Genomic DNA, 12,348 nt, shown 5'->3' with positions numbered 1-12,348 from the left:
AAGTCTAATTCAGATATAATAAGATTATCAAATGCGTTTCATTATTTAATGAAGCGCATTTGTTTATAATCAAAAATAATTCTAATTTTGCAGTCCTTTTGGGCTGAAGGTTTTACGGGTGTAGCTCAATTGGTAGAGTAGCGGTCTCCAAAACCGTTGGCTGGGAGTTCGAGTCTCTCCACCCGTGCAAATGTGTAAAGCAAAGATTTGAGTAATGACAAAATTGATTGACTTTTTTAAAGAATCTTATGATGAGATGGTCCATAAAGTTACATGGTCTAAATACAGTGAGCTTCAGAGTAGTTCAATTTTGGTATTGGTCGCTTCCCTGATTTTTGCAATATTCATTGGAATAATAGATTTCGGTTTCGACAATCTATTGAAATGGTTTTATAATCTATAAATAGTCAAAAAGTCCCGCTATTATGAGTGAGCTTAAGTGGTACGTAGTTCGTGCGGTCAGTGGACAAGAGAAAAAGGTGAAAACCTACTTGGAAACTGAGATAGCAAGAATGGGTCTTGAAGAATACATTCCTCAAGTCATGATACCTGCAGAAAAGGTATATGAAATGAGAAATGGGAAAAAGCGGGTGAGAGAAAGAAATTTCTTTCCTGGCTATATCCTTATTTCTGCAGATCTAAAATACGGCGAAGTACAACACACCATCACTAAAATACCAGGAGTTATTGGCTTTTTAGGTGCCGACGATGGCGGCCCTTCCAAAACACCAGTTCCTTTGAGACAAAATGAGGTTAACCGAATTTTGGGCAAAGTAGAAGAAGTGGACGAGTTCGAAGAAAAACTCGATACACCTTTTATAGTAGGAGAAACAGTGAAAGTAATGGATGGTCCGTTCAGTGGATTTACAGGTACAGTAGAAGAGGTATTCGAAGAAAGAAAGAAGCTAAATGTAATGGTGAAAATCTTCGGACGAAACACGCCTGTAGAACTTAATTATATACAAGTAGAAAAAACAGAGTAAAAATGGCTAAGGAAATTAGTGGTTACTTAAAATTACAGATAAAGGGTGGCGCAGCCAATCCTTCTCCTCCTGTAGGACCTGCACTAGGTAGTAAAGGTCTTAACATTATGGACTTCTGTAAGCAATTTAATGCCAGAACCCAGGAAAAAGCTGGACAGGTATTACCTGTGCTTGTTACGATATATACCGATAAGTCGTTTGATTTTGTTATAAAGACCCCTCCAGCGGCAGTGTTGTTGATGAATGCGGCAAAACTGAAGAAGGCTTCTTCGGAGCCTAACCGTGACAAAGTGGGTAGTGTATCTTGGAATCAAGTGAAAGAAATTGCGGAAACTAAAATGCCGGATTTGAACGCATTTACGATAGAGTCAGCAATGAAACAAGTAGCTGGTACAGCTAGAAGTATGGGTATAAAAGTAAGTGGTCAAGCCCCTTGGGCCTAATTAATTTTAAATTAAAATGGCGAAATTAACGAAAAATCAAAAGCTAGCTGCTGAGAAGTATGACAAGTCTAAGGCGTACAGCATAGGCGAAGCATCGCAGATAGTGAAGGACATCACTACAACTAAATTCGACGCCTCAGTGGACGTCGATATTAGGCTAGGAGTTGATCCAAGAAAGGCAGATCAGATGGTAAGAGGTGTTGCGACACTTCCACATGGTACCGGTAAAGAAGTAAGAGTTCTTGTACTGTGTACTCCAGATAAAGAGCAAGAAGCTAAAGATGCTGGAGCTGACCACGTGGGGTTGGACGATTATATCAAAAAAATCGAAGGCGGTTGGACAGATATAGACGTGATCGTGACTATGCCAACAGTAATGGCTAAAGTAGGTAGAATTGGTAGAGTATTAGGCCCAAGAGGATTGATGCCTAACCCAAAGTCTGGTACTGTGACATTAGATGTGGCTAAAGCCGTACAAGAAGTGAAATCTGGTAAGATTGATTTCAAAGTGGATAAATTTGGTATTATTCATGCAAGTGTTGCGAAAGCTTCGTTCACAGCTGAACAAATCAAAGACAACGCAATGGAATTAATTTCTGTGGTAAACAAATTGAAACCTTCAAGTGCAAAGGGTACATACATGAAAAGCATTAGCCTTTCAAGTACCATGAGTTCGGGAATTTCAATTGATCAAGCCTCAGCTGGAATTTAAAAGATCTTTTATAATCAATGTCGTTTGCGACAAGATTCTAAATAAAGAACAAAATGACTAGAGCAGAAAAAGCCGTTGTTATTCAAGAATTGTCTGAAAAATTTAAAGAAACTAGTAATTTCTATTTTACCGATGCATCTGGATTGACAGTTGCCGAGATAAATGATTTCAGACAGAAATGTTTTGATAATGGCGTAGAGTACAGAGTGGTGAAAAACACACTCATCAGAAAAGCTCTGGAAACAGTCGATGCAGATTTTTCTTCGTTGAACGATGAAGTATTGACTGGGTTTTCAGGGGTGATGTTCACAGGAGAAAATGCTAATCTCCCTGCTAAGATCATCAAAGAATTTAAGAATGCTGACAGTGACGATAGACCTAAATTAAAGGGAGCTTCCATCGAATACGATCTCTTTATTGGTGAGAAACATCTCGGTATGCTTGCTAAACTTAAGTCCAAACAAGAACTTATTGGCGAGGTTATCGGATTGTTGCAATCTCCTGCGAAGAATGTTGTTTCCGCTCTTCAGAGTGGTGGACAAACACTTTCAGGGTTGGTCAAAACGTTGTCAGAACGTTAAAATTGGTTTCAAATTATTAAATATTAAATACTAAAATAAAATGGCAGATTTAAAGGCATTCGCTGATCAGTTGGTTGGACTAACTGTAAAGGAAGTAAATGAATTAGCTGAAATTTTGAAAGAAGAGCATGGCATCGAGCCTGCTGCTGCAGCTGCACCAGTAATGGTAGCTGGAGGTGGCGGAGAAGGCGAAGCTGCTGCTGAAAAAGATTCTTTCGACGTTATCTTGAAAGCTCCAGGAGGAGCTAAATTGGCTATCGTTAAGTTGGTTAAAGAATTGACTGGACTTGGATTGAAAGAAGCTAAAGAACTAGTTGACGGAGCACCTAAAGCTGTAAAAGAAGGTGTTGCCAAAGACGAAGCTGAAGGGCTGAAAAAGCAGCTTGAAGAAGCTGGAGCTGAAGTAGAGCTAAAGTAAAATTTGACTGTTTTTAGTTTTAAAAACGTCTAAAACATTAGGCCTGTCCCGATACTGACTTGTGTCAGTATCGGGATCAGGTCTTTTCCTGTTTCTGTAAAAAAGAAACAATTACTTACATTATTATCACATAAAATTGTACGGCCTTGGCTAGTAAAAATAAATCCGAAAGAATTAATTTTTCTTCGATAAAATCAGTGATTGATTATCCTGATTTTTTGAAAGTTCAATTACAATCTTTTGAAGATTTTTTTCAGTTGGAAACGCCCGCTGAAAAAAGAATTCAGGAAGGACTTTTTAAGGTTTTCTCAGAAAACTTCCCGATTTCTGATTCGAGAGAAAATTTTGTACTTGAATTTATCGATTACTTGGTAGACCCACCTAAATACAACGTGGATGAGTGCATCGATAGAGGGTTGACATATTCTGTTCCTTTGAAGGCAAAGTTGAAATTATCATGTAATGATGAGGACAACGATGATTTTGAAACTATTGAGCAAGAAGTGTTTTTGGGAAATATCCCATACATGACTGGTAAAGGGTCATTTGTGATCAATGGCGCAGAGCGAGTAATTGTTTCTCAGTTACACAGATCTCCCGGTGTATTTTTTGCTCAAAGTAAGCATACAAATGGAACAAAACTATATTCAGCCAGGATCATCCCATTCAAAGGATCATGGATAGAATTTGCTACAGACGTAAACAACGTCATGTACGCGTACATCGACCGGAAGAAAAAATTCCCAGTAACAACCCTATTGAGATCTATTGGATACGGGTCTGATAAGGATATTCTGGATTTGTTTGGGCTGTCCGAAGAGATTCCGGCAAATGCCAAAGAGCTTAAAAAAGTAGTTGGAAGAAAACTAGCTGCCAGAGTGCTAAGAACCTGGACAGAGGACTTCGTAGATGAGGATACGGGAGAAGTAGTATCTATTGACAGAAACGAAGTTGTTCTTGAAAGAGATTCTCTTATCAATGAAGAAGATATTGAGACCATCATGGACTCGGGCTCTAAATCAATTATCCTTCACAAAAAGGATGTAAATATTACGGACTACTCTATTATTTACAATACACTTCAAAAAGATAACTCAAACTCTGAAAAAGAAGCGGTAGAGCAAATCTATAGACAATTAAGAAACACTGAAGCACCTGATGAGCAGACCGCACGGGACATCATCAATAACCTGTTTTTCAGTGACAAGAGATATGACTTAGGAGAGGTTGGTCGTTACAGAATCAACCGTAAACTTCAATTGGACCTAAGTAATGATTCAAGAGTATTAACGACTGAGGACATCATCTTAATCGTAAAATACCTGATTGGTTTGATCAATTCTAAAGCGGTTGTCGATGATATCGATCACTTGAGTAATAGAAGGGTAAGAACAGTAGGAGAGCAATTGTATGCTCAGTTTGGTGTTGGACTTTCGAGAATGGCTCGTACCATTAAAGAAAGGATGAACGTCCGTGACAACGAGGAGTTCAAGCCAATTGATTTGATTAATGCTAGAACGCTCTCTTCAGTGATCAACTCGTTCTTCGGAACAAATCAGCTATCGCAGTTTATGGATCAGACGAATCCATTAGCTGAAGTGACGCACAAAAGAAGAATGTCCGCACTAGGGCCAGGTGGTCTTTCAAGAGAAAGAGCAGGATTTGAGGTTCGAGATGTTCACTATACACATTATGGGCGTCTTTGTACCATCGAGACTCCTGAAGGTCCAAACATTGGTTTGATTTCTTCATTATGCGTGCATGCTAAAGTAAATAGCATGGGCTTCATTGAAACACCATATCGAGAAGTTGAGAATGGTGTAGTAAATATGACGAGCAATGTTAAATATCTTACTGCTGAAGAGGAAGACACATACAACATAGCTCAAGCAAACGCTCCATTAGAAGATAATGGAAATTTTGTCAACGATACGGTAAAGGCAAGATTTGAAGGTGACTTCCCAGTGGTAGGACCTAAGGATCTTAAATATATGGATGTAGCGCCAAATCAGATTGTATCTGTGGCAGCGTCTATGATTCCCTTCTTAGAGCATGATGATGCGAACAGAGCCTTGATGGGATCCAACATGCAGCGCCAAGCGGTGCCATTGTTGAAACCGCAAGCTCCTATCGTAGGAACAGGTTTGGAGAAAAGAGTAGCATTGGATTCTCGTTCATTGATTCTTGCTAGAGGAAAAGGTGAAGTAGTAGAAGTAGATGCTAACAAGATTGTTGTGAAATATGATGTTTCTGATGATGAAAGACTGGTTTCATTTGATGAAGAGCATATTACATACGATCTGATTAAATTCAGAAGAACAAACCAGGATACTTGCATCAATTTGAAGCCTATTGTATTCAAGGGTGACAAGGTTGTAGAAGGTCAGGCACTTTGCGAAGGGTTTGCTACAGAGGATGGAGAGCTGGCACTTGGTAGAAACCTCACAGTGGCTTTTATGCCATGGCAAGGATATAACTTTGAGGATGCTATTGTGATTTCTGAGAATGTGGTAAGAAATGATGTATTTACATCTATTCACATTGATGAATTTGAACTGGAAGTTAGAGATACTAAAAGAGGAGAAGAAGAGTTGACTTCTGAGATTCCTAACGTAAGTGAGGAAGCTGTGAAGAATCTTGATGAAAATGGTATCATCAGAATTGGAGCTGAAATCAAAGAAGGCGATATTCTAATCGGTAAGATTACTCCAAAAGGAGAAACAGATCCTACACCTGAAGAGAAATTGCTTAGAGCGATCTTTGGGGACAAGGCTGGGGATGTTAAAGATGCCTCACTGAAAGCTTCTCCATCTTTGAGAGGAGTTGTAATCGATACCAAATTATTCTCAAGACCTAAGAAAGACAAAGATCTTCGTGCCAAAACCAAAAGGGAGGTAGAGATATTGAAAAACAGCTACTCTCAGGAATTACAAGAATTGAGAGGTGTAATGATTTCAAAACTGGTTGAGCTTCTGGGAGGTAAAACCAGTCAGGGAGTGAGACATAAATTTGGTGATGAAATCATGTCTAAAGGCGTGAAATTCAATGCTAAAAACATAGAAGAAAATCTTTTCCCAGAAAAGAACATATACAGAGATGAAAGCAATTACAATGTTCAAGCTGAAGTGAACCTAATAGGCGATCTACTCTTGGATAATTGGACTTCTGACGAAAAGGTGAATAAGATGGTTTTTGAATTGGTCAAAAACTTCGGAAAGAAAAGACACGACATTGGGGGTATTTTCAAAAGAGAAAAGTTCACTTTAGAAGTCGGAGATGAATTACCTGCAGGCATTGTTCAACTGGCGAAAGTTTATGTAGCAAAGAAACGTAAACTGAAGGTTGGAGATAAGATGGCTGGTCGTCATGGTAACAAAGGGGTTGTAGCCAAAATAGTAAGAGAGGAAGATATGCCTTTCTTAGAAGATGGAACTCCGGTTGATATTTGTCTAAACCCATTGGGGGTACCGTCTAGGATGAACATAGGTCAGATTTATGAAACTGTTCTAGGATGGGCCGGTTTGAAATTGGGAAGAAAATACGCTACTCCGATTTTTGATGGAGCAAGTATGGATCAAGTGGCTTCAGAATTGAAAGAAGCAGGTTTGCCAGAGTATGGTAGGACATATTTATATGATGGCTTATCAGGCAACAGGTTCGATCAGCCGGTTACAGTAGGTGTGATTTATATGCTGAAACTGGGCCACTTGGTAGATGACAAGATGCACGCAAGGTCAATTGGGCCATACTCGCTTATTACTCAGCAACCGCTTGGTGGTAAGGCACAGTTTGGTGGACAACGTTTTGGAGAGATGGAAGTGTGGGCATTGGAGGCATTTGGCGCAGCCAACGTCTTGCAAGAAATCTTGACCATCAAATCTGATGACGTCATCGGAAGAGCGAAAGCATATGAAGCCATTGTAAAAGGCGAAAATATGAACAAACCTAATATTCCAGAGTCGTTTAACGTACTCGTTCACGAATTGAGAGGTTTGGCTCTTGAAATCACTTTAGACTAATTTATTGATCATAAGGCCTTCGGGCCATTAACATATAAGATTGTAATTATGGCATTCAGAAAAAGCAAAAAGCTAAGCAGCAACTTTTCGAGAGTTACGGTAAGTTTGGCTTCTCCCGAATCTATTCTGGAAAGCTCACATGGTGAGGTTACACAGCCTGAAACTATCAATTATAGAACATACAAACCTGAAATGGGTGGATTGTTCTGTGAGAGAATTTTCGGTCCAGTAAAAGATTGGGAATGTCATTGTGGAAAATATAAGAGAATCAGATACAAGGGAATTATCTGTGATCGATGTGGTGTGGAAGTTACTGAGAAAAAGGTAAGACGCGAGCGCATGGGACACATCGAATTGGTAGTTCCTGTAGCACACATTTGGTACTTCAAATCATTGCCAAATAAGATTGGTTACCTCCTGGGAATTCCTACTAAAAAGTTGGATCAAATCATTTACTACGAACGTTACTTGGTTATTCAACCAGGAGCGAAAGAAGAAGATGGTATTGCTCGTCACGACTTCTTGACTGAAGATGAATACCTGGACATCCTGGACAAATTGCCAAGAGAGAACCAATTGTTGGATGATGATGATCCAAACAAATTCATCGCTAAGATGGGAGCTGAGGCATTAGAAATGTCTTTGTCAAGAATAAAACTTGATGAATTATCATATGAACTAAGACACCAGGCAGCTACTGATACTTCTCAGCAGAGAAAAGCAGAAGCTTTGAAAAGGTTGAAAGTAGTCGAAGCTTTTAGAGATGCTAAGACACGAATCGAGAATAAGCCAGAGTGGATGATCATCAAAATGGTACCAGTCATTCCTCCGGAATTGAGGCCATTGGTACCTTTGGATGGTGGCAGATTCGCTACTTCCGATTTGAATGATTTGTATAGAAGAGTCATTATCAGAAATAATCGTCTCAAGAGGTTGATCGATATCAAAGCACCAGAAGTAATTCTTAGAAATGAGAAACGTATGCTTCAGGAAGCGGTTGATTCACTTTTCGATAATTCAAGAAAGGTAAATGCCGTAAGATCTGATGGAAATAGAGCATTGAAATCTTTGAGTGATATGCTTAAAGGTAAGCAAGGTCGATTCCGTCAAAACCTATTGGGTAAGAGAGTTGACTACTCTGGTCGTTCAGTAATTGTGGTAGGACCAGAATTGAAAATGCACGAATGCGGCCTTCCTAAAGGAATGGCGGCCGAACTTTTCAAGCCTTTTATTATTAGAAAATTAATAGAAAGAGGAATAGTTAAGACGGTGAAGTCAGCAAAGAAAATCGTTGACCGTAAGGATCCTGTGATTTGGGACATTTTGGAAAATGTATTGAAAGGACACCCTGTTCTACTAAACAGAGCTCCTACGCTCCACAGATTGGGTATCCAGGCTTTCCAGCCTAAGATGATTGAAGGTAAAGCGATTCAATTACACCCATTAGCATGTACAGCATTCAACGCAGATTTTGATGGAGACCAAATGGCCGTACATGTTCCATTAGGGCATGAGGCGATTTTGGAAGCTTCAGTATTGATGTTAGCTTCACATAATATTCTGAACCCTGCAAACGGAGCACCGATTACGGTGCCTTCTCAGGACATGGTTTTGGGCCTTTATTATGTAACAAAAGGCAAGCGAAGTACTGACAAAGAAGTATTAGCTGGAGAGGGTATGACTTTCTACAGTGCAGAGGAGGTTGAGATTGCTATCAATGAAGAAAGATTGTCTAAGCATGCCTTTATCAAGGTAAGAACTAAGGTTCGTACAGCTGAGGGAGAGTTGGAATCTAAGATTATCGAAACTGTTGCAGGAAGAGTGATCTTCAATCAGCTGGTTCCAGAAGAAGTAGGATTTGTTGATGAATTGCTTTCTAAGAAGAAATTGCAACAAATTATTTCTAATGTATTCAAAATCTCAGGAATGGCTAGAACAGCTCAGTTCCTTGATGATATCAAGCACCTTGGATTCCAATCGGCGTACAAGGGAGGCTTGTCTATGGGATTGGGAGATATCAACATTCCTGCAGAAAAAGATAAATTGGTGACTCAGGCTAAGGAGGAAGTGGATGCTGTGTGGCAAAACTACCAAATGGGTCTAATTACTGATAATGAGCGATACAATCAGGTGATTGACATCTGGACTAGAATCAACTCAATGTTGACTGGTACATTGATGAAACAACTTGAAGAAGAAGACCAGGGATTCAACTCGATCTACATGATGATGCACTCAGGTGCTAGGGGTTCTAGAGAGCAGATTCGTCAGCTTGGTGGAATGAGAGGATTGATGGCTAAGCCGCAAAAGAACCTGCAAGGTTCTGTTGGTGAAATTATTGAAAACCCAATTCTTTCAAACTTTAAAGAAGGACTAGATGTAATCGAGTACTTTATTTCAACTCATGGTGCTCGTAAAGGTTTGGCCGATACGGCATTGAAAACTGCGGATGCGGGTTATTTGACTAGACGTTTGGTGGACGTATCTCAGGATGTGGTAGTGAATGAAGATGATTGTGGTAGTTTGAGGGGTCTGGATGTATCCGCCTTGAAAGATAACGAAGATATTGTTGAACCACTATCGGAAAGAATTTTGGGTAGAGTATCAGTACATGATGTCTATGACCCAATTTCAGAAGAGTTATTGATTCCTGCAGGAATTGAGATAACTGAAGAATTAGCTGATAAAGTTGATGAAACAGCGATTGAGACTGTAGAGATAAGATCAGTATTGACCTGTGAGTCTAAAAAAGGTGTTTGTGCAAAATGTTACGGACGTAACTTGGCAACTGGAGCGATGGCCCAAAGCGGCGAAGCTGTAGGTGTTATTGCCGCACAGTCTATTGGTGAACCGGGTACACAGTTGACCTTGAGAACTTTCCACGTTGGGGGTACCGCATCTAACATTGCTGTTGATGCAACTATTCCTGCCAAATTTGACGGTGTTGTTGAAATGGAAGGTTTGAGGGCCATCAAAACTGACAATGCAGATGGAGATACCGTAGAAGTAGTAATGGGTAGAACTGGAGAGATTAGAATAGTTGATCCTGAATCAGGAAAAACTCTAATCACCAACCATGTTCCTTATGGAGCTTTCTTGGATGTGAAAAACAAGAAGAAAGTGAAGAAAGGAGACAAACTTTGTCATTGGGATCCTTATAACGCTGTGATTCTTTCTGCTGCCGATGGACAAGTTCAATTTGATTCTATTGTTGAGGGTATTACTTACAAAGAAGAGTCTGATGAGCAAACTGGTCACAGAGAGAAAGTTATTATCGATACTAAGGATAAAACTAAGAACCCTGCCATTATCGTTGAAGCAAAGGATGAAGAATACACATTCAACATTCCCGTTGGAGCTCACTTAGCAGTTGAAGAAGGAGATAAAATTAAGGCCGGTCAGATCTTGGTGAAAATCCCAAGAACTATGGGTAAATCTAGAGATATTACCGGGGGTCTGCCGAGAGTAACAGAATTATTTGAAGCAAGAAACCCTTCGAACCCAGCGGTTGTTTCTGAGATAGACGGTGTGGTGACATATGGTGGGATCAAAAGAGGTAACAGAGAAATTTTCATTGAATCAAAAGATGGTGTGAAGAAAAGATACCTGGTGTCACTTTCTAAGCACATCCTGGTTCAGGACAATGACTTTGTTAAAGCTGGATATGCACTTTCTGATGGAGCAATTACTCCTGCCGATATTTTGGCTATTAAAGGCCCTACTGCGGTACAAGAGTATTTGGTGAATGAAATTCAAGAAGTTTACCGTTTGCAGGGTGTGAAAATCAATGATAAACACATTGAGACAATCGTAAGACAAATGATGCAGAAGGTCAATATCCTGGATGCAGGAGATACCACCTTTTTACCAGGTCAGATTGTTGATAAACTAATTTTCATGGAAGAAAATGATTCTATTCTTGATATGAAAGTAGTAATAGACTGTGGAGACTCGGCTAATTTGAAGCAAGGGCAGATCATTACCTCAAGACAGTTGAGAGATGAAAATTCTAGCTTGAAACGTAAGGATATGAAAGTGGTACAGGTAAGAACTGCCGAACCTGCTGTGTCCAAGCCAACTCTTCAAGGTATAACGCAAGCTTCTTTGGGTACGCAAAGTTTCATATCTGCTGCATCGTTCCAGGAAACTACTAAAGTGCTGAGCGAGGCTTCTATTAGAGGAAAGCGCGACACATTGAATGGGTTGAAAGAAAACGTAATTGTTGGACACTTGATACCAGCTGGTACAGGTCAAAGACAATTCCAAGACTTGATAGTTGGATCTCAAGAAGAGTATGATTCTTTAGTTTCTTCTAAAGAGGAATTCGAAAGATCAAAAGAATACCAAACAGATGAGCAGTAAGAAAGACGAAGAAAATCAGGATAAAACTCAGCAAGGCAATCAAATAAACATTGAATTGTCTGAGGAAATAGCAGAAGGTGTTTATGCCAATTTGGCCATGATTGCTCACTCTAATTCCGAGTTTGTGATTGATTTTATTCGATTGATGCCAGGAGTCCCTAAGGCTAAAGTGAAATCCAGAGTTGTAGTAACTCCGGAACATGCGAAAAGGCTTTTTTCAGCACTTCAGGATAATATCAATAAGTATGAACAAACATTTGGACCTATAAAGCACGTAGATGACTCACCGAAATTTCCAATGAATTTTGGAGGAGCTGTAGGCGAGGCTTAGTGGACCGGATTAAATAATAGAATAATTAGGGGTTAGGATATTTTGTTGAGAAATACTTAATCCCTATTTTTGCGTTCCGAAATTTCGGAAGGAATTGAAATATATAAATTTTAAGTAAATGCCTACTATACAACAATTAGTAAGAAAAGGCAGAAAGACATTGGTATCAAAATCAAAGTCTCCTGCATTGGATTCTTGCCCGCAAAGACGAGGTGTATGTACCAGGGTATATACAACCACGCCTAAGAAACCGAACTCTGCGATGAGAAAAGTTGCTAGGGTAAGGTTAACCAATGGCAAGGAAGTGAATGCTTACATTCCAGGTGAAGGTCATAACCTTCAAGAACACTCGATTGTATTGATCAGAGGTGGAAGGGTAAAAGATTTACCAGGTGTAAGATATCACATCATTAGAGGAGCTTTAGACACTGCCGGTGTTAGTGGCCGACTTCAGAGAAGATCTAAGTATGGAGCCAAGAAGCCAAAAGACAAAAAATAA

Annotated in this window: 10 protein-coding genes and 1 tRNA gene; all 11 read left to right on the top strand. The window is 39.7% G+C overall.

Translation table 11 applies throughout. From position 1 onward, the window contains the following. The first annotated feature begins 114 nt into the window (after window positions 1-114). Window positions 115-187, top strand: a tRNA-Trp gene (locus ABJD64_RS24110). Between the two features lie 27 nt (window positions 188-214). Next, entirely contained in the window at window positions 215-403 is a 189-nt protein-coding gene (gene secE, locus ABJD64_RS24105; RefSeq protein ID WP_348181414.1) for a preprotein translocase subunit SecE, read from the top strand. A gap of 22 nt (window positions 404-425) precedes the next feature. Continuing rightward, window positions 426-983: a transcription termination/antitermination protein NusG gene (gene nusG, locus ABJD64_RS24100; RefSeq protein ID WP_348121451.1), complete on the top strand. Its 558-nt coding sequence runs from the start codon at window positions 426-428 to the stop codon at window positions 981-983. 2 nt (window positions 984-985) lie between these two features. Then, the gene (gene rplK / locus ABJD64_RS24095) at window positions 986-1,426 is read left to right on the top strand and encodes a 50S ribosomal protein L11 (RefSeq protein WP_348181413.1); all 441 of its coding nucleotides are present in this window, start codon (window positions 986-988) and stop codon (window positions 1,424-1,426) included. Between the two features lie 16 nt (window positions 1,427-1,442). Further along, window positions 1,443-2,138, top strand: a complete 696-nt coding sequence (rplA, locus tag ABJD64_RS24090) for a 50S ribosomal protein L1 (protein ID WP_348181412.1) — start codon at window positions 1,443-1,445, stop codon at window positions 2,136-2,138. Between the two features lie 53 nt (window positions 2,139-2,191). After that, window positions 2,192-2,719, top strand: coding sequence for a 50S ribosomal protein L10 (gene rplJ, locus ABJD64_RS24085; protein WP_348181411.1), 528 nt, complete (start codon window positions 2,192-2,194; stop codon window positions 2,717-2,719). 40 nt (window positions 2,720-2,759) lie between these two features. Then, the gene (gene rplL, locus ABJD64_RS24080) at window positions 2,760-3,137 is read left to right on the top strand and encodes a 50S ribosomal protein L7/L12 (protein ID WP_348181410.1); all 378 of its coding nucleotides are present in this window, start codon (window positions 2,760-2,762) and stop codon (window positions 3,135-3,137) included. A 146-nt stretch (window positions 3,138-3,283) separates the two neighbouring features. Next, the gene (gene rpoB, locus ABJD64_RS24075) at window positions 3,284-7,156 is read left to right on the top strand and encodes a DNA-directed RNA polymerase subunit beta (protein WP_348181409.1); all 3,873 of its coding nucleotides are present in this window, start codon (window positions 3,284-3,286) and stop codon (window positions 7,154-7,156) included. Between the two features lie 48 nt (window positions 7,157-7,204). Further along, a complete protein-coding gene (gene rpoC / locus ABJD64_RS24070) occupies window positions 7,205-11,518 on the top strand; it encodes a DNA-directed RNA polymerase subunit beta' (protein ID WP_348181408.1) in 4,314 nt (1,437 codons plus the stop codon). Further along, complete coding sequence (locus tag ABJD64_RS24065; RefSeq protein WP_348181407.1) at window positions 11,508-11,849, top strand: DUF3467 domain-containing protein; 342 nt, start codon at window positions 11,508-11,510, stop codon at window positions 11,847-11,849. Before rpoC ends, ABJD64_RS24065 begins: the two co-directional genes overlap by 11 nt. Before the next feature lie 118 nt (window positions 11,850-11,967). After that, window positions 11,968-12,348, top strand: coding sequence for a 30S ribosomal protein S12 (gene rpsL / locus ABJD64_RS24060; protein ID WP_084373612.1), 381 nt, complete (start codon window positions 11,968-11,970; stop codon window positions 12,346-12,348).

The sequence above is a fragment of the Reichenbachiella sp. genome, from assembly GCF_039944555.1.
GTDB lineage: Bacteria > Bacteroidota > Bacteroidia > Cytophagales > Cyclobacteriaceae > Reichenbachiella.
The sequence above is the reverse complement of the archived record's forward strand: the minus strand, read 5'-3'. Positions and strand labels throughout refer to the sequence as shown.